The following is an 18,720-nucleotide window of genomic DNA, read 5'->3' on the forward strand; positions in this document are numbered from 1 at the left end:
ACGTATCGCCCGATTACTGTACGCCCTGACCCGCCGCCCGATCACCACGCCGCAACACCCGGCCCGCATGGGCATTCACCACCTGTCCGGCCTGGCAGGCGAGGGTGCCGTTGACGAACACGGCATCGATACCGGCGCTCAGCTGCGTCGGGTCCTCAAAAGTGGCGCGGTCGGCCACCGTGGCGGCATCGAACACCACCAGGTCGGCGGCGTGGCCGGCTTGCAGCAGTCCCCGATTGTGCAGGCCGAAGCGGCGTGCGGTCAGCCCGGTCATCTTGTGCACGGCAGTTTCCAACGAGAACAAACGGCGTTCACGTGCGTAGTGGCCCAGCACGCGCGGGAAAGTGCCCCACAGGCGTGGATGAGGCACCTTGTCATGCGCCAGGCCGTCCGAACCGACCATGGTCAAGGGGTGAGCCAGAATGCGGCTGACATCATCTTCGTCCATCGCGAAGTAGATGGCTCCGGCCGGGGACAACTGCGCGACCAGTGCTTCGGGTGCAACGCCACGCTCTTTGGCCAGATCGAACAAGGACCGGCCTGCGGCGCTGGGATCGGCCTCGGACCAGGTGACCAGCACCTGCGAAGACTGCCCCACACGCGACGCAATCAACATGGTTGATGACGCATGGTACGGATAGCAGTCCATGCACAAGGACTGCTGTGCGGCCGCTTGTTCGACCATGTTCAGCGTGTCGATCGAGCGACCGTGATTGCGTTTGCCGATCAGCTTGTGATGCGACAGTACAGTTTCCACCTCCAGGCTGCGTCCGATCAGAAAACCTTCGCGCAGTGCGTCGTCGATGGCGTCACCTTCATCACGCAGATGCATCGCGACAATGCCGCGATGCTGCGTCAACGGTCTGCCCACGGCAATCACTTCGTCGGTGCTGGCGGCTTGCGCCGGCGGGTAGTACAGGCCGGTCGACATGCCCAGCGCACCAGCATCCAGGGCCGCATCCAGATCGGCCGCCATGCGTGCACATTCTTCAGCCGTGGCATCGCGGCCCAGGTCGGCCACGTGGCGCACACGCAGGGTGGAATGACCGACCAGACACGCGGCGTTGACGGCGGGGCCGTAGGCATCGAGTGCATCCAGATAGTCGCTGAAGCGGTCGAAATGCCAGTCGTCGCGGCCCAGCAGGTCAAGCGGTGCGGGCGGTGCTACGCCGTCCAGGCGCAAGGGTGCGAGGCTTACGCCGCAGTTGCCGGTGATCACGGTGGTCACGCCCTGGCTCAGCTTGGGGTGTGGGCCTGGCGCAGTCTGCAACAACAGGCGGTCGTCGTGGGTGTGGGCGTCGATGAAACCCGGTGCAACGATGCGGCCGCTGGCGTCGTGGCGCTGGTGGGCGGGTGCGTCGTACAGGTCGCCGATGGCAACGATCACGCCATCAACAATGCCGACATCTGCACGCACGCGCGGGCCGCCGCTGCCGTCGATGACGGTGCCGCCTTCAATGATGAGGTCCATGGGGTGATCAGGCTTCAATCGATCTTCGCGCCCGAACGTTTGACCATCTCGGCCCATATCGGTGTCTCCTTTGTCGCCAGTTCGGAAAGTCGGCTTGGCGGGCCGATCAGCACTTCGAACCCCAGGCTTTCGTAGCGCTTGCTGACCGCCGGGGTTTGCAGCTGGGTGTTGATGGCATCGTTGATCTGTGCGACCAGCGTAGCAGGGGTGCCGGGCGGTGCCACCACACCGCCCCAGGCTACAGTTTCATATCCTGGCACACCGGCCTCGGCAATGGTGGGAATGTCCGGGAACAGCGGATTGCGGGCCGCCCCCGACACGCCCAGCACGCGGACGCGGTCACCCTTGATGTGCGGGGCAACTGAACTCAGGTTATCGAACATCAAGTCCAGCTGACCGCCCATCAAGTCCTGAATGGCCTGCGCGCTGCCGCGATAGGGCACATGCACCATTTCTGTCTTGGTCAGGCTTTTGAACAGCTCGCCGCCCAGGTGTCCGGTGGTGCCGTTGCCCGCCGATCCGATGGTCAAGGTGCCGGGCTTGGCCTTGGCCAATGCGATCAATTCCATCACGTTGCTGGCGGGCAGGTCTTTGCGCACCACCAGCGCGTTCTGCACAAAGCCCAGCAGCGACACTGGCACCAGCACGTCCGGGTCGTAAGGCAGCTTCGAGAACAGCGCGCGATTGATGGACAGCGTGCCCACGTTGGCGTAACCCAGCGTGTAGCCATCGGGTGCGGCCCGGCTGATGTCGCTCATGCCGATGTTGCCGCTTGCCCCGGGTTTGTTGTCGATGATCACTGCCTGCCCCATGGCTCGGCCCAAGGCTTCGCCCAGGATTCGACAGATGGCATCGGGCGATCCGCCCGGTGCCGAGGGCACCACCAGGCGGATGGGACGATCCGGGTAGGCCGCCGCCCGGGCAAGGCTGGGCAGCGCCAGCGCGGCGGTGGACGCGGCCGCGATCTGCAAGAACCGACGACGGTTCACAGGGTGGCTGAGGCGAGAAGTCATGAAGGAAGTCATGCGGCACGCTCCGGTCAGGATTGGAAAGGCGTTGAAGCAGCTCGCATGGTGGGGGCTTGTCACGGACGGGACAAACCATAAAAATTGGCAGTGCCATGCAGTTTCTGCATGCACCATTTGCTGTCATTCAATATTGACGCAGTAATTTACGCACCATCCATGTGCAGACTGCATGGATGCGTGTGGCACCCCTTCCCGGAATCCTTGCATGTCCCGTGCCCCATCCACCACTTCATTGCTGTGCCTGGAAGCCAGTGCGCGGCTGGGGTCGTTCACCGCCGCGGCTGACGAATTGCACATGAGCCAGGGGGCCGTCAGCCGCCAGATCCAGACGCTGGAACAGCGATTGGACGTACCGCTTTTCACCCGGCGACGTGAATCGCTGGTGCTGACCGATGCCGGCCGTTATTACCTGGATGAGGTCACGCCGCTGTTGCAGCGCCTGGCGCGTGCCACGGCCAACGTCATGGCCTTCAAATGGCGCGGTGGCGACCTGAGCCTGTCGCTGGGGGCCTCCGTCGGTGCGTACTGGTTGATTCCCCGCCTGCCCGCATTCACCCAGGCGCATGGCGAAATCACCCTCAGCCTGAGCACACGGGTGGGTCCGGCCGATTTCAAGGCTGCCATCGACGCGTCGCTGGAATTCGGTGATGGCCGGCGCAGCGATGTGCACAGCGACTTCGTGCTGGCGCTGGACCTGGCACCTTACGCCGCGCCTGGCTGGATTGCCGTCCACGGCAAGCGGGTGACGAATGACACCCCGCGCGCCAGTCTGCTGCATCACCACACGCTGGTAGACGGCTGGGATCACTGGTTCCGCTTCGATGGCCTGGCAGGCAACCCCGGCCGCGACGGGCCTCGATTCGAGATCATGTCGATGGCCTTGAACGCTGCGGTCGCCGGGCTGGGTGTGGCCCTGCTGCCGGATTACATGGTGGCCGACCACGTGGCCGCCGGTCGCTTGAAGCGCCTGTCGCGCAGGCAATTCCGCTATCCGCAGAAAGGTTATTACCTGGTGTACCCATCCGCTTCGGCGGGTCGCCCCGCGCTGCAGACCTTCCGCCACTGGTTGCTGCAGATGGCGGCGGTGGCGCAGCAGGCGGTGGAGCCAGGCAACTGATCAAAAATGTTCAGTCCCGGCGTTCATGCTGGGGGCAAGCCAATCTCTTGCCCATGAAAAAGGCACCGTTCCCTGGCGGGATACGGTGCCTTGAATCGTACGGTCATCGTGCAGTGTCCACGTCGGGACACCGCATTGACGTGCTTAGTCTTCCTGGAATGCCTCGTCGCGCTTGTTGCGCACTGCCGGCAGCAGCACGACCACCAGTGCGGCGACCGCGACGAACAGCATGACGGCGCTGATCGGACGCGTGACGAACACGGTGTAGTCGCCGCGGGACAGCAGCAACGCACGACGCATGTATTCCTCAAGCATCGGGCCGATGATGAAGCCCAGCAGCATCGGTGCCGGTTCGCAATCGAGCTTCAACAAGATGTAGCCGACCAGACCGAAACCAGCCATCAGGTAGACGTCGAAGATGCTGTTGTTCAGGCTGAACACACCGATCGCGCAGAAGACCAGAATGGCCGGATACAGCAGCTGGTACGGCACGGTGATGAGCTTGGCCCACAGACCCACCAGCGGCAGGTTCAGCACCACCAGGAAGAAGTTGCCGATCCACATCGACGCGATGATCCCCCAGAACAGCACGGGCTGTTCGGTCATGATCGCCGGGCCGGGTTGAATACCCTGGATGATCAGTGCACCGATCATCAGTGCCATCACCGGGTTGGACGGAATGCCCAGCGTCAGCATCGGGATGAACGAGGTTTGCGCGCCTGCATTGTTGGCAGCTTCCGGTGCGGCGACGCCTTCGATGGCACCGTTGCCGAATTGCTTGGCGTTCTTCGAAACCTTCTTTTCCAGCGAATACGCGGCAAACGATGCCAGCATGGCGCCGCCGCCGGGCAGAATGCCCAGTGCGGAGCCCAGCAAGGTACCGCGCACGGTCGGTGCTGCGATGTCCTTGAAGTCCTGCTTGTTCGGCCAGAGTCCGGTCACCTTGCTGGCGACCAGCGAGCGCGACGATTCGTTTTCCAGATTGCGGATGATTTCGCCAATGCCGAACACGCCCATCGCCACGATCACGAAGTTGATGCCGTCGGCCATTTCCGGAATGTCGAAGGTGTAGCGCGGCAGACCCGAGTTCACGTCGGTGCCGACCAGGCCAAGCAGCAGGCCGAACAGCACCATGCCGACAGCCTTCAGCAAGGAACCGTGTGCAAGCACCACGGATGCGACCAGGCCCATGACCATCAGCGAGAAGTACTCGGCCGGGCCAAACTTCAGCGCCAGTTCAGCCAGCGGGGGGGCAAACAGTGCCAGCACGACGGTGGACACGGTACCGGCGAAGAACGACGCCAGCGCGGCGGTGGCAAGTGCCTTGCCTGCCTGGCCCTTCAACGCCATCTTGTAGCCGTCAAGCGCCGTCACCACTGACGACGACTCGCCCGGCAGATTGACCAGAATGGCCGTGGTCGACCCGCCGTATTGCGCACCGTAATAGATGCCGGACAGCATGATCAGCGCCGACACGGGGGGCAGGCCGAAGGTTGCCGGCAGCAACATGGCGATGGTGGCGGTCGGACCCAGACCTGGCAGCACGCCGATTGCCGTGCCCAGAATGACACCAAGCAGACAGTAAGCCAGATTGGTGAAGCTCATCGCCGTGCTCATGCCCAGCGCGAGATTGTCGAGAATTTCCATAGCAGCGATTCCGTATTAGGATCGGTCGTAAAAAAAGCGGATCAGCCGCCGAACCAGGCGCCGATATTGCGCAGCGGCACCCCAAGACCCCGGACGAAGATCAGGCTGCTGAACACCGTCATGCCGATGGCCAGCAACGCGGCTGGCAAGGGTTTGAACAGCGAGCTGCCCATGGCGCTGACAAACACCAGCAGCGGCAAGGCGACGAGCAAGCCAGCGTTTTGGGCCAAGGCTGCGAACAACAGCACGGAGCCCAGTACCAGTGCCATGCCTTTCCAGGCCAGCTGGCCGACGGCTTCGCTGCCGATTACCAGCGCACGCGCCATCGTGAAGAGGCCGATAACTGCCAGCAAACTGCCCAGCACGGTGGGGAAGTACGCCGGGCCCATGCGGTTGGACGTACCCATGCCGTAGTCCTGACCGATGATGACGGCAGCCAGGCCCACCACGAGGAATATCAATCCGCTCCAGAGATCCTTGGAGCTGCGAAAAGCGAGCTTCATACAGCGCGTCCTAAGTGAACGTTAAAAAATACCGAATCCCCGAACGGCAAATACCGGGCGGGGATCAGGCGGTCAGATTTTCGACCGCAGCACCTTTGCCACAGGCCTGCCGGTGATACGCGTTGCCGCATTCACCGGCAGGTGTGAGCAATGTGGTAGATCAGTCGGCGTAAACGCCGGCTTTCTTGATCACCGGGCTCCACTTGGCAATGTCTGCGCGAACAAACTTGTCGAGTGCATCCGGTGTTGCACGTTCTGCTGCCACCGGCTCGGTGCCAAGGTCAGCAAAACGTTGTTTGACATTGGCATCGGTCAGCGCGAGCTGCAGCGACTTGGCCAGGCGGTCGATGATCGGCTTGGGCGTGCCTTTGGGTGCATACATGGCATGCCACACCGCGACTTCGAAGCCCGGCAAACCGCTCTTGTCCAGCGTGGGCAGGTTGGGCAGGGACGGCACCGGCGTTTTGGTCGTGACCGCATACGCCTTGATCGCGCCGCTCTTGATCTGGCTGGTGGTATTGGTGGTCTGGTCGCACATGATGTCGACCTGGCCGCCCAGCAGGTCATTCATGGCCGGGCCGGTGCCCTTGTACGGCACGGTGGTCAGCTGGGTGTCCAGTGCGCTCATGAAGAGCATGCCGCACAGGTGCGAGGCAGAGCCCACGCCGGCATTGGCATAGGTGACCTTGTCCTTGTTGGCCTTCAGGTAGGCCAGCAGTTCGGTCACATCCTTGGCCGGGAAATCTTTACGGGCCACGATGGTCATCGGCACGTCGGTGATCAGGCCGATGGACGCGAAATCTTCGTCTGCCTTGTAAGGCAGCTTGCGATACAGCGAAGGCGCGGTGGCCTGGCCGATGTGATGCAGCAGCAGTGTGTAGCCGTCGGGGGCAGCACGTGCCACGCGTCCGGCGCCCAGCGTGCCGCCGGCACCGCCGACGTTTTCAACCGTGACCTGCTGCTTCAGGTCAGCCGTCATGGCTTGTGCCACCAGGCGTGCAACGGTGTCGGTCGGGCCGCCGGCCGCGAACGGCACGATGACGGTAAGTGGCTTCGTGGGATACGCATCAGCCGCGTACACGGTCGGGGCTGCGACGATCATGGTCGCTGCCAGCAGACTGGTAATGCTTTTGTTCATCATGTCTCCCCTTGGCCGTCCGACGCGACGTGTGCGTAGGCATCCGGCTTGCAGTGTGGGGGCGATTTTTCGCGATGCCTGAGTCGAGCGCTATAGTGGATTGCCATAATGTGGTCCCAACGCTTTCTTGACACGATCTGTGGTACCCGTTTCAAGCGTAACCGCCAATCCGGCGTTTTCCCTCTCTTGCCGATGTTAGGATGACCCCGCCTGAGCGCCGCCAGATGGTTCGGGTTTTCCCTAATATTCGACGATGGTGCGGACAGATGATGCAGACCATGCAGCGGTACGGATTTCAGTGGCGACTTGCCTTGTTGATGTGCGTAAGCGCCGTGCTCGCCGGCTGCGGCATCAACAATATCCCTACCTATGATGAACAGGTGAAGTCAGCCTGGGCGCAGGTGGAAAACCAATATCAGCGTCGTGCCGACCTGATCCCGAATCTGGTGGAAACCGTCAAGGGATACGCCAAGCAGGAACAGGAGACCCTGACGGCCGTGATCGAGGCGCGTTCTAAAGCGACGTCGATCCAGGTCGACGCCAGCATTCTCAACGACCCCGCCAAGCTGCAGCAGTTCGATCAGGCGCAGCAACAGTTGTCGGGCGCGCTCAGTCGCCTGATGGTGGTGTCGGAGCGCTACCCGGATCTGAAGTCGAACCAGAACTTCCTGTCCTTGCAGGCACAGCTTGAAGGCACGGAAAACCGCATTTCGGTCGCTCGCCGTGACTTCATTACGGCGGTGGAACGCTATAACACCGAGATTCGCACCTTCCCGGGCAGCATCTGGCACAAGATCATGTACAGCGACTTGCCGGTGCGCGAGAACTTCAAGGCCACCGCGCCGCAAGCGGACCAGGCCCCGAAAGTGAAGTTCTGAGCATGCGCACCTGGGGCCGCCTGCCGTCGATCCTGCTGTTGTCTTTAAGCCTGGGGCTGGGGCCGTTTGCGGTGCCGGCCCTGGCCCAGGTCGTACCGGCCGGCGACGCGCCTTCCTTGATCGAACCGCCGCCGTCGGGAACCCCGGCGCAGCGGCCAGCCTCGCCACAGCCGGGTACCCAGCCTTCTTTGCCGTCCTCTTCGCAAGCAGGCTCGCAGTCTGGCTCGCCGCAAGCGCCACCAGCAGCTCCACAACCCTCAGCTGGGTCCGCAACTGCCAAACCCGGATTTCCCGCGCTGACGGGCAGGGTGGTGGATGGTGCCGGTTTGCTAAACGCCGCCACCATTGCGCAGTTGACGCGCGATCTTGCTGCGCATGAAGCCGACACGTCCGAGCAAGTGGTGGTGGTGACCGTGCCATCGCTGAACGGCATGCCGATCGAAGATTTCGGTTATCAGCTGGGTCGGCAATGGGGCATCGGGCAGAAAGACAAAAGCAATGGTGCCTTGCTGATCGTGGCCCGAGATGAGCGCAAGCTGCGCATCGAGGTCGGCTATGGCCTGGAAGGCAAGCTGACCGATGCGCAGTCGTCGGTCATTCTGAATCAGATCATCACGCCGGCCTTCCGGCAGAACGATTACGCAGGCGGCATCAGCCGAGGCGTGGCGGCGATCATCGAAGCGCTGAACGCCGACCCGGGCGAAGCGCCGGTGCGGGCACCGGTCGATACCGGCAGCAATCCGCTGGAGCTGTTCATCGGTTTCATGGTGCTGGTGTTCGTGGTCTTCGTGCGCTTCAACCCCTTCCGACGCAAGCGGACCATGGGCAGCATGGTGCTTGGCGCGGTCACTGGCGGCCTGCTGGGCGGTGGTCGTCGCGGCGGATTTGGGGGTGGCGGTGGATTCCGAGGCGGTGGCGGCGGTTTTGGGGGCGGTGGGGCATCGGGCGGCTGGTAGGCGGCCAGCGTGTTTCAGATAGCTGGCCAGACAATCGGCTGGATATACAGGCACACCCCAGCCCCCGGCTGCAAAGGTCGCCAGACACGAATCGGCAAGACCGGCAGGGCAACTGGGCTTATGACCGGGCTTACAACCGGGCATACAACCGGGCTTAGCACTGAGCTTACAAGCGGCATACAACTGTCCTGCAACCGGCGCGCCGGACACACACGACGCAGATCGCACGAATTTTGCGCAACAAAGGCACCATGGCACTACTGACCGAAAGCGAAATTCAGCAGGTTTCCCAGGCCATTGCCCGCATCGAGCGTGAGACCGATGCGGAAATCGTCACCGTGCTGGCGGCGCAGGCCGATGACTACACCTATATTCCGCTGCTCTGGGCAGCGCTGATTGCCTTGCTGTTGCCCGGCATCATCAACTATCACGCAGGCTGGTTGGGCCAGCGCGATCTGTTGCTGACGCAGTGGGGCGGTTTTGCCGTCCTGGCTTTCCTATTCCGCATTCCGGCAATCACTACCCGGCTGATTCCGCGTCGTGTGCGTCACTGGCGTGCCGCCAACCTGGCGCGTCGGCAGTTTCTTGAACAAGGTCTGCATCACACGGTCGGTGACACCGGTGTGTTGATCTTCGTGTCCGAAGCCGAACGCTATGTCGAGATCCTGGTCGATCGGGGCATTGGCAGCCGGGTAGACGACACGGCCTGGCAGCCGATCATCGCGGTGTTCACCACCCAGGTGCGGCGCGGCCAGACCTTGCAGGGCTTCCTGACCTGCATCGACTCGGTGGGCAGTGTGCTGGCGCACCATGTGCCGGTTACGCACGTGCGCAACGAGTTGCCCGACCGCTTGGTCGTGTTGTCGTAGCGCTGTACGAATTGCGACATGGGCTCATTCCTTCACCCAAGACTGATGAACCAGCGCGCCGGCATTGTTACCTCCGGCGTGGTCGCGATTGCATCGCGCCTGGGCTGGTGCGGCCTGGTCATCGTGCTGCTGTCGCTGTGGACAGCGCTGGCCCAGGCGCAACCGCAAGCGCCGTCCGCGCCCCGATCCGTCTTCCCCGCTTTCACGGGCCGGGTGGTCGACAGCGCCCGTTTGCTCGACGCGACGACCGCCAAGCGATTGGATGGCGTGCTGGCTGCCCATGAGGCGGCGACCAGCGATCAGGTGGTCGTGGTGACGGTGCCCTCGCTGGGTGGCATGGCCATCGAGGACTACGGATATCAGCTTGGCCGCGCGTGGGGCGTCGGGCAGCGCGGCAAGGACAATGGCGTGCTGCTGATCGTGTCGCGTGACGATCGCAAGCTGCGTATCGAGGTCGGTTATGGGCTGGAAGGCAAGCTGACCGACGCGTATGCCGCCGCCATCATCAACCAGACGATCACGCCGGCATTTCGTAGCAACGATTATGCGGGGGGCATCGAGCGCGGCGCGGCGGCCATCCTGGAGCAACTGCGTACGCCACAAGGTGGGGCAGCCGCGTCACGCGACACGGCTACCCGCGAACCCATCTTGCAGCGGACCCAGACGGTCAACTACATCAGCGAGTGGGTCATCGGCGTCGTTGCCGTGGTCTTCTTCGGCATTGTGATCGTGGTGTTCATCGCGTTTCACGGTCACCTGTTCCGCCCGAAAGCCGTGAAGGCCAAGGCGTTGATGTTGGGTGCCAGTGCAGCGGGGGCGGCGGGCAAAGGACGGTCCAACAAGCGCGGGGCGAGCGTCAGTTCAAACAGCGGTTCGAGCAGCAGTGCCAGCTCGCGGTCCAGTTCTCGTTCAAGCTCGCGCTCAAGTTCAAGATCCAGTTCAAGATCGAGCCGCAGTCGAGGCGGTGGCGGCAGCTTCGGTGGCGGTGGGGCATCGGGAGGCTGGTGATCCGCTGGCGCGTGGTCTGTGCTTGCATCGCGTCGGCTTCGCCCTCAGATGACTGGCAGCCTGTCGGGCTGCACCCATGACTGCACCCGCGACTGCATCCGTCATATAACCAACACCCATCACCCACGTCGCCGCCCAGCGCAGTGCGACCGTACACAACACCAGGAGATAAAAAATGGCGCTTACCACCGGCTATCCCGAAACCAGCCCGTCGCGTGACGAGGTCGATGCCTTCGCGGGCCCTACCGTGGTGGACTTCGGCACCGATTGGTGCGGCTTTTGCCGCTCTGCACAACCGCTGATTGCCGAGGCATTTGCAGGCCATGAGCAGGTGCGCCACGTGAAGGTGGAAGACGGCGCGGGACGTGCGTTGGGTCGAAGCTATCGTGTGAAATTGTGGCCAACGCTGATCTTCCTGGATGGCGGAAAAGAGGTGGCAAGGCTGGTGCGACCCGAGAGCGCACAGGCTATCAAAGACGCGCTGCAACAGATCAATCCGACGGCCTGAGAAACGCCGCAAGCCCTGCTGCCAAGCGTATTTCGGGCTGATGCGACATCCCCTGATGGCGCTTGTGGCAGCGTCTTCTTCATGATAAAAATTCTGCGGTCGGGCAGGCTTTTGCTGCCCGCATCGTGGATTCGGCGGTCGGCGCCGCACCTTCATCCGACCAGTCTGCAGCAGACGCGCAGCTTCATCCAGGCGTTGTCATTACCATGTGTTCAGCCATGAGTTTCCGCTGGTGAGCACGGTGCACCCACAGCTGACCTTGTCGGCGTTTCTGTACCCTGTCGGCCAGCACATCACCGCCACGCAGCGCGACGCCGGTCGCAGCAGCGATTTCGAACACTATCGCCAGCTCGCCGCCACAGCGGAAAAGGGGCTGTTCGATTTTCTCTTCCTGTCCGATGCCCACGGCGTGCGGCCTCACGATGAAGAAATCTTTGGTCATCACAGCAAGGGCTTTGCCACCCAGTTCGAGCCCTTCACCTTGCTGTCCGCCCTGGCTGCCTGTACGGAACGCATCGGCCTGGTGGCGACCGCGTCCACCAGTTTCAACGAGCCCTACCATGTTGCCCGCAAGGTCGCCTCGCTCGATCACCTGAGTGCCGGGCGCGCGGGCTGGAATGTGACGGTGGCCCAGGAAGCGTTCGAGATCGACAATTTCGGTGACGCCCGTGGACTGACGCGTGCCATGCGGGATGCGCGGGCCTCGGAATTCGTCGATGTGGTGACCGGGCTGTGGAATGGTGCGTCGCCACTGCGTCACCGTGGCGATGGCGCACCCTCGTTGCCCTACACCGGCCCCGAGCGCCGGGCAGCATTGGACCACCGTGGCACACACTTCTCGGTACGCGGTCCGCTCAATATCTCGCGTCCGCCGCAGGCCAGGCCCGTACTGGCCAAAGGCGTGGCCTCTGGTGCGGCCTATGCGCTGGCCTTGCGGGTGGCCGACATCGTGTTCACCCCGCAATCGGTGCTGTCCGAAGCCCGCGACTTCTATACCGACTTCAAGGATCAGGCGCGTGAGCTGGGGCGCGATCCTGGTCACATCCGCATTCTGCCCGACGTCTTTGCGGTGGTGGGCCGCACCGAGGCTGAGGCGCGTGCGCGCTTCGCCAGCCTGCAACCCCCGGTCGATTCTGCCGACAGCGTGAGCCTGTTGGCCTACTGTCTGGACGCCAATCGCCGTGGTTATCCGCTCGATGGGCCTTTGCCGCCCGCCAGCGACCCGGATGGCCTGAGCAGCAGCGCCCACGCGCTTGCCGAGCAGGCACGCCTGGACCAGATGACCATCCGCGAGACCTACCTGTGGATTGCCGGTGCGCGTGGCCATTGGACACTGGTCGGCACACCGATGGCGATTGCCGATGCGCTGGAACAATGGTTCCGCGACAAGGCCGCCGACGGCTTCAATCTGGTGCCCCCGGACTTGCCCGACAGTCTGGGCGACTTTGTGGAACTGGTGGTGCCTGAATTGCAGCGGCGGGGATTGTTCCGTACTCGTTATACCGGCACGACGCTGCGCGACCACCTGGGTCTGCCGCAAGGTGCCACGGGATAGCGCGGCAGGGTTTACGCCCACGCGCGGTGCGGGGTCGCGGCGTATCATCGGATGCGTTTTTTTTCAGCCGTTCGGTCCGTGCCCGCGCAGGGCGACTCGACGGCAAGACCGGACCTCAGCGCCGGTGAGCATCCAGGAGTTTCCATGTCTGTGCCTGACAACGCTGCGCCCGAATTTTCTGCACCTGGTTCGTCCTCGCCTGATTCATCTTCCGAATCCGCCACCCCCAATCCGCCGCCGCTCAAAGGCATCAAGGTGCTCGAACTCGGCACCCTGATCGCGGGGCCGTATGCGGCCAGTGTGCTGGCGCAGTTCGGTGCCGATGTCATCAAGGTCGAACCGCCGCGCACCGGCGACCCGCTGCGCAAATGGCGCAAGCTGCATGAAGGCACGTCCTTGTGGTGGTACTCGCAGAGCCGCAACAAGAAGTCGCTGACGCTGGACCTGAAGTCGCCCGAAGGTCAGCAGATCGTGCGCGAGCTGGTCAAGGACGCGGACATCGTGATCGAGAACTTCCGGCCGGGCCTGCTTGAAGAATGGGGCCTGGGGTGGGATGCCTTGTCGGCCATCAACCCGGCCTTGGTGATGGTGCGGATTTCCGGTTACGGCCAGACCGGGCCATATTCCGACCGGCCGGGCTTTGCGGCGATTGCCGAATCGATGGGCGGCTTGCGCAACCTGATCGGCTACCCGGACCGTCCGCCCACCCGAGTAGGCGTGAGCATTGGCGACACCCTGGCCGGGCTGTATGGCGTGATCGGTGCGCTGATGGCCATGCACCACGTGCGTTCCAACAGCGGTCGTGGTCAGTTCATTGACGTAGCCTTGTATGAAGCGGTGTTCGGCGTGATGGAAAGCCTGATCCCGGAATACGGCATGTTCAAGGTGATCCGCGAGCGTACCGGTGCCAGCCTGCCGGGCATCGTGCCGTCCAGTACTTATTTGTGCGGTGACGGGCAGTACGTCATCGTGGCGGGCAATGGTGACGGGATCTTCAAGCGGCTGATGCAGGCCATGGGCCGCAGCGACCTGGCTACCGACACGCGCCTGGCGCATAACGACGGCCGGGTCGCGCATACCGAGATGATCGACACCGCGATTTCGGACTGGACCGGTGCCCACACGCTTGAGCAGGTGCTGGCCGTGCTGGAAGCGGCGGATGTGCCCAGCAGCCGTATCTATACGGCCGAAGACATTCATGCCGACCCGCATTACCGTGCGCGCGAGATGATCGCCACGCATCAGTTGCCCGACGGCGCATCCATCGATCTGCCCGGCATCGTGCCGAAACTCAGCAGTACGCCTGGGCAGACGCGTTGGGTTGGACCGGGGCTGGGCGAGCACACGGATGAGATCCTGGCGTCGCTGGGCCGTACACCCCAAGAAATCGCGAAACTGCATCAGCAGGGCGTGGTTTAAACGACGTTTGATGCCGTTGCGGGGCGAATCTTGCCCCGCCTCGGGCATCTGCATCCCACAACCCGCTACAATCCCCGCACAGTGCGTTGCACCAATCCACGCACGAGCCCCCCTTTACGCGGCCCCCGTTACGGCGGCAGGCAGTCGCGAGCGGCTCTCACCTTATTCCCCCTAACTCGTCAGCCTCGATTGGTGTCGCGCAACATTTTGCGCGGCAGGCCGTCGCTGGAGTTGTCTTGACTGTTCCCGAAAACCTCTTTGCCAGCCTTGGGCTGACAGATTCTCTGCTGCGCGCGATTGCCGAAGCCGGCTATACCCAGCCCACGCCGATCCAGTCGCAAGCCATTCCGCAAGTACTCAAGGGCGGCGACCTGCTGGCCGCTGCCCAGACCGGCACCGGCAAGACCGCAGGTTTCACGCTGCCGATTCTGCAATTGCTGTCGGAAAAGCCGCTGGCGCTGCAAAAGCCCGGCCGCCCGCGCTGCCTGATCATGACCCCGACGCGTGAGTTGACCGCGCAGGTCGAAGAGTCGGTGCAGACCTACGGCAAGTACCTGAAGCTGAAGTCGATGGTGATGTTCGGCGGGGTGAACATCAACCCGCAGATCAACGCGCTGCGCAAGAATGTCGATATTCTGGTGGCCACACCCGGCCGCCTGCTGGACCACGTGGGCCAGAAGACGCTGGACTTGTCCGGCGTGGAAATCCTGGTGCTGGACGAAGCCGACCGCATGTTGGACATGGGCTTCATCCGCGACATCCGCAAGGTGCTGGCCCTGTTGCCCAAGCAACGCCAGACTCTGCTGTATTCGGCCACCTTCTCGGATGAAATCCGCACGCTGGCCAAGACTGTGCTGAACAACCCGGGCGAAGTGTCGGTGGCGCGTCGCAACACCACCACCGAACTCGTGCAGCAAACCGTGTACATGGTCCACAAGGATCAGAAGCGCGATCTGCTGGCGCACTTGATTCGCACCCACGAATGGCATCAGGTGCTGGTGTTCACGCGCACCAAGCACGGTGCCAATCGTCTGGCTGAAAAGCTGCAGAAGGACGGTATCAGCGCCGCCGCGATCCACGGCAACAAGAGCCAGGCGGCGCGCACCAAGGCGCTGGCCGGCTTCAAGGAAAACACCGTGCGCGTGCTGGTGGCGACCGACATCGCTGCCCGCGGTCTGGACATCGACCAGCTGCCGCAAGTGGTGAACTTCGAGCTGCCGAATGTGCCGGAAGACTATGTGCACCGTATCGGCCGTACTGGCCGTGCAGGCTCGTCGGGCGCTGCCGTGTCGCTGGTCGAAGGCGAAGAAGTGAAGCTGCTGAAGGGCATCGAAAAGCTGATCAAGCGCCAGATCGAGCAAGTGCCGCTGCCTGCCTTCACCGTTCGCCCCAAGACGGCCGAAGACAGCGACGAGCGTCCGCCGCGCCAGCCGCGCGGTCCGGGCCGTGGCGGTAACGCGGGCGGTGGAAATGCCGGTCGCAGCGCGCCGCGTGGCGATGCGCCGCGCAGTGCCGGGTCGGGACGTGGTGACGCGTCGCGCGGTGGTCGCAATGACGGTCGCAATGACGGTCGTGGCGCGCGTGACGGTGCACCCGCGTCGCGTGGCAACAGTGGCAACGGCGGCCGCGGCAACGCGTCTGGCGAAGGCCATGGCCGTAGCGGCAATCCGGCACGTTCCGCCAATACCTCGTCGCGTGGCGCAGAGCCGCGTGGTGGTATCGCCGGCCGTCCTGAGCAGCGCGCCGCGCTGTTCTCGCTCAAGTCGCAGGGCTGAGCATCGATCAGATAACGCTGCCTTGCAGCGTTATCTGATGATCCGGGCGAGTTTCACGCGATAGATCCAGCCGGCGATGTCAGTCGGCTGGTCTTGTCACGTCTGGACGTTCTGTCGTGCTCGTCTTTATTGCGGGGTGTCGACCCGGCGCACCGCCAATGCAGCACCGCCCTGATGCCACACAAAGCCCTGGCGGCCATTGGTGGATTCCGGGTCCAGCCGTGCATCGAAGCCCAGCGGGTAGAAGTCACCGGCGTCGTCATAGCCCAGCACAAAAGCGGGTTGATTGGCGGCCTGTATGGCCAGCTGCTTGCCTTGTCGGACGATGGTGACGATCAGTCCGCCATCCATCACATAGCTGCCGGGCAGCGATTCCAGCATCTCGGCAGGTGTATCGACCACGCGTCGCGGCTTGTCCAGCGCAACTGCGTCCGGTGCCAACAGATGCAGGCCCAGCGGGCTGACGCCACCCAGATTGACCCAGCTGGTGTCCGACAGAATCACCACGCCCACGCCTTGCTGGCGGTCCAGGCCGACAAAGGACGAAAAGCCGCCGGTTGCGCCTTCGTGTGCCTGCACAGTGTGTGCGCCCACTTGGGCGATCATCCAGTTCATGCCCATGGGCGGGGCCGTGGTGGTCAATGGCTGTTGAGTGCGTGTCAGCGCCGCTGTCAGCTCGGGTGGACCATCGCCCAGTTGGCCGCGTACATAACGAACCATGTCGTCCAGGGTCGAGCGCACGCCACCCACGCCGGCCATGTCGTCTGCAAAATTCCAGGGCATGGCGGATTGGCTGGTGGATTCATGGCCCGCCACGCTGGTGACGCCCGGGGGCGGTGCGCCCACGAAGGTGTCGGCCATGTTCAGTGGCGTCAGCAGACGTTCCTGCAGCAATTGCGGGAACGCTTGTTTGGTGTGATGGGCCAGTCCCCACGACAAGACCATCGACGCAAAATTCGAATACAGGAACTCGGTGCCCGGTGCTGCCGTCAGCTTGACGTCGGCCAATGAACCCAGCAAGGCCTGCGTGTCCAGCGTGGCGTAGGGGTCGAACGGATTGGCATGCGGCATGCGCGATGGCAGGGCGGGCAGGCCGCTGCGATGCGTGACCACATCTTGCAGACGGATCGGTTTGTCCTGAAACTGGGGCACGACCGTATCAGCAGGCAGCAGTGCTGCCAGCGGCGTGTCCAGGGTCAGGCGGCCGGCCTCCAATTCGGTTGCCAGCAATGCCGCTGTCATGGTCTTGCTGACCGATCCGATCTCGAATGCCTTGCGTCCCGTGATGCGCGACACCTGGGTGGGATCGGCGCACACATGCGCGGTCTTGACCGTCTCTGCGCGTACCACGGCAACCGCCAGGCATGCCCCGGAACGGTCGCCCGTGACGCGTTGCGCCACGGTGCGGGCCAGTGCGGCGTCGTCTGCGAGTTGGGACGCAGCCTGGGTCTGTGCCAAGGGTGCCTGTGTCACGCCGAGCAGCAGCGCCAGTGCAGCAAGGCGGGCTGCGTGTCGGGTGGATCGACGGCGGGACAAGGCAGTGGGCATGGCATGACTCGTGAAATGAAGCGGCGAGTCTAACCGCGAGGATGGTCTTGCAGGTGTCAAACCCGCGAACACGCGTAACGCGATGTGGAAGTTGTCACAGCGGCAGCTTTCGCACCCACGGTGTCACGACGCGCGGTGCGTCTTGCGACCGTCCCGGTGCCGGCCCCAGATCAAGCAGATGCAAGCCCAGTTCGGTAATGCCGATCTGCGGTGTCCATGCCGTGTCGGACAAAATCACCACGCCCCGCTGCGCGTTCCGGTCGAACAGCATCACCGACGAAAAGCCCCCGGTGCCGCCATCGTGGGTATGCACTACCCGGCCCCGTGCCTGGATCAGAAACCATCCCATGCCAACATCCGGCTCGATGGCCAGGCGCTGCTGGCTGAGGGTCAGCGCCGAGCCGATTGCACTGTCTATCTGACCCAGCTGCGCTTGCAGATAACGAACCATGTCGGGCAAGGTGGCGCGTACGCCGCCAGTGCCAGACAAGTCCGTCGGGAATGTCCATTCCGGAATCGCACGCCCCTCGTTGTGGCCTGCGGCTTTGTGGATACCGGCAGGGGCCTGGGTCACGTAGGCGTTGCGCATGCCGATCGGTGTGAACAGGCGCTTGCGGGCCAGGGTTTCGAAGTCCGTGCCGGCGCGGTGCGCCACCGCATAGGACAGCAGCATGTAGCCAAGCGTGGAATATTCGAAGCGCGTGCCCGGGGGAGACGTCAAGCGCACGTCGGCCAGCGACGCAAGCAGCACACGTTCATCGATGTCGGCGTAGGGGTTGCGCGGATCTGCCGGAGCCATGCGGGTGGCCTGCGCAGGCAATCCCGAGAAGTGGGTGACCAGGTGACGCAGGCGAATTGCCTGTCCCTGAAAGGCAGGCACCGGCGTGCCGGGCGGCAGATAGGCTGACAGCGGGTCATCGAGCGAGGCCTTGCCCTGATTGATCAGGTCGGCCAGCAGCGCCGCCGTCATGGTCTTGCTGATCGACCCGATCTCGAAGGCCGTGTGGTCGTTGATGCGGGTGTCTTGCCTGCCGCTGCCGCACCAATAGGTATGCGCAACCTGGGCGCGGTCGACCACCGCAACGGCCAGGCACGTGTCTGCGCGCTTGCCATTCAAGCCACCATTCACGTCGCCATTCAGGCCGCGAACCAGCTGCTGGGCCAGCCCGCTGTCGTCCATTGCGACGGCATTGCCCACCAAGCCAGCCCACAATAAGCAGATCGACACCAGCGCCAGTCTCATCGCCACGTCCTCCTGCCTTGGTTCTACCACGGTCAATCTGTGCGTGGCAGTCATGCG

General features: G+C 63.4%; 16 protein-coding genes. 9 read left to right on the top strand and 7 right to left on the bottom strand.

The window, feature by feature from the left end; translation table 11 throughout:
• Nucleotides 1-13 precede the first annotated feature (13 nt).
• Together FXN63_RS00705 and FXN63_RS00710 are read right to left on the bottom strand one after the other, a co-directional pair.
• On the bottom strand, nt 14-1,471 hold the full coding sequence (locus FXN63_RS00705) for an N-acyl-D-amino-acid deacylase family protein (RefSeq protein WP_148811885.1): 1,458 nt from the start codon (nt 1,469-1,471) through the stop codon (nt 14-16).
• Between the two features lie 14 nt (nt 1,472-1,485).
• Nucleotides 1,486-2,484, bottom strand: coding sequence for a Bug family tripartite tricarboxylate transporter substrate binding protein (locus FXN63_RS00710; RefSeq protein WP_246164991.1), 999 nt, complete (start codon nt 2,482-2,484; stop codon nt 1,486-1,488).
• Nucleotides 2,485-2,704: 220 nt separating this feature from the next.
• Between FXN63_RS00710 and FXN63_RS00715 the strand changes: the two genes are divergently transcribed.
• Complete coding sequence (locus tag FXN63_RS00715; protein ID WP_148811889.1) at nt 2,705-3,616, top strand: LysR substrate-binding domain-containing protein; 912 nt, start codon at nt 2,705-2,707, stop codon at nt 3,614-3,616.
• 144 nt (nt 3,617-3,760) lie between these two features.
• Here the strand turns inward: FXN63_RS00715 and FXN63_RS00720 are convergent, their stop codons facing one another.
• The 3 genes from FXN63_RS00720 to FXN63_RS00730 form a co-directional block, all read right to left on the bottom strand.
• Nucleotides 3,761-5,263, bottom strand: a complete 1,503-nt coding sequence (locus FXN63_RS00720) for a tripartite tricarboxylate transporter permease (RefSeq protein WP_148811891.1) — start codon at nt 5,261-5,263, stop codon at nt 3,761-3,763.
• A 41-nt stretch (nt 5,264-5,304) separates the two neighbouring features.
• Entirely contained in the window at nt 5,305-5,766 is a 462-nt protein-coding gene (locus FXN63_RS00725) for a tripartite tricarboxylate transporter TctB family protein (RefSeq protein WP_148811893.1), read from the bottom strand.
• Nucleotides 5,767-5,926: 160 nt separating this feature from the next.
• Nucleotides 5,927-6,904, bottom strand: a complete 978-nt coding sequence (locus FXN63_RS00730; RefSeq protein ID WP_148818786.1) for a tripartite tricarboxylate transporter substrate binding protein BugD — start codon at nt 6,902-6,904, stop codon at nt 5,927-5,929.
• A gap of 266 nt (nt 6,905-7,170) precedes the next feature.
• On the opposite strand from FXN63_RS00730, the gene FXN63_RS00735 reads away from it, so the two are divergent.
• The 8 genes from FXN63_RS00735 to FXN63_RS00770 all read left to right on the top strand — a co-directional run bounded on the left by FXN63_RS00735 (nt 7,171) and on the right by FXN63_RS00770 (nt 15,872).
• Nucleotides 7,171-7,782, top strand: a complete 612-nt coding sequence (locus tag FXN63_RS00735; protein WP_246164992.1) for a LemA family protein — start codon at nt 7,171-7,173, stop codon at nt 7,780-7,782.
• Between the two features lie 2 nt (nt 7,783-7,784).
• On the top strand, nt 7,785-8,738 hold the full coding sequence (locus tag FXN63_RS00740; protein WP_148811895.1) for a TPM domain-containing protein: 954 nt from the start codon (nt 7,785-7,787) through the stop codon (nt 8,736-8,738).
• 251 nt (nt 8,739-8,989) lie between these two features.
• Nucleotides 8,990-9,607 carry a TPM domain-containing protein gene (locus tag FXN63_RS00745; protein WP_148811897.1) on the top strand — a complete coding sequence of 206 codons (618 nt, stop codon included), beginning with the start codon at nt 8,990-8,992 and terminating at the stop codon, nt 9,605-9,607.
• Between the two features lie 18 nt (nt 9,608-9,625).
• A complete protein-coding gene (locus FXN63_RS00750) occupies nt 9,626-10,615 on the top strand; it encodes a TPM domain-containing protein (RefSeq protein ID WP_222863980.1) in 990 nt (329 codons plus the stop codon).
• 175 nt (nt 10,616-10,790) lie between these two features.
• Nucleotides 10,791-11,123, top strand: a complete 333-nt coding sequence (locus FXN63_RS00755) for a thioredoxin family protein (protein ID WP_148811899.1) — start codon at nt 10,791-10,793, stop codon at nt 11,121-11,123.
• A 232-nt stretch (nt 11,124-11,355) separates the two neighbouring features.
• A complete protein-coding gene (locus FXN63_RS00760; protein WP_148811901.1) occupies nt 11,356-12,678 on the top strand; it encodes an NtaA/DmoA family FMN-dependent monooxygenase in 1,323 nt (440 codons plus the stop codon).
• Between the two features lie 144 nt (nt 12,679-12,822).
• Nucleotides 12,823-14,097, top strand: a complete 1,275-nt coding sequence (locus FXN63_RS00765; protein WP_148811903.1) for a CaiB/BaiF CoA transferase family protein — start codon at nt 12,823-12,825, stop codon at nt 14,095-14,097.
• Between the two features lie 287 nt (nt 14,098-14,384).
• Nucleotides 14,385-15,872, top strand: a complete 1,488-nt coding sequence (locus FXN63_RS00770) for a DEAD/DEAH box helicase (RefSeq protein ID WP_148818792.1) — start codon at nt 14,385-14,387, stop codon at nt 15,870-15,872.
• A 126-nt stretch (nt 15,873-15,998) separates the two neighbouring features.
• Here FXN63_RS00770 and FXN63_RS00775 read toward each other — a convergent pair whose 3' ends face one another.
• Both FXN63_RS00775 and FXN63_RS00780 read right to left on the bottom strand, forming a co-directional pair.
• Nucleotides 15,999-17,420, bottom strand: a complete 1,422-nt coding sequence (locus FXN63_RS00775) for a serine hydrolase domain-containing protein (RefSeq protein WP_148811905.1) — start codon at nt 17,418-17,420, stop codon at nt 15,999-16,001.
• A 94-nt stretch (nt 17,421-17,514) separates the two neighbouring features.
• Nucleotides 17,515-18,663, bottom strand: coding sequence for a serine hydrolase domain-containing protein (locus FXN63_RS00780; protein ID WP_187395052.1), 1,149 nt, complete (start codon nt 18,661-18,663; stop codon nt 17,515-17,517).
• Nucleotides 18,664-18,720: the final 57 nt, after the last annotated feature.

It is taken from the genome of Pigmentiphaga aceris, assembly GCF_008119665.1.
In the GTDB taxonomy this organism is placed as follows: Bacteria; Pseudomonadota; Gammaproteobacteria; order Burkholderiales; family Burkholderiaceae_B; genus Pigmentiphaga; species Pigmentiphaga aceris.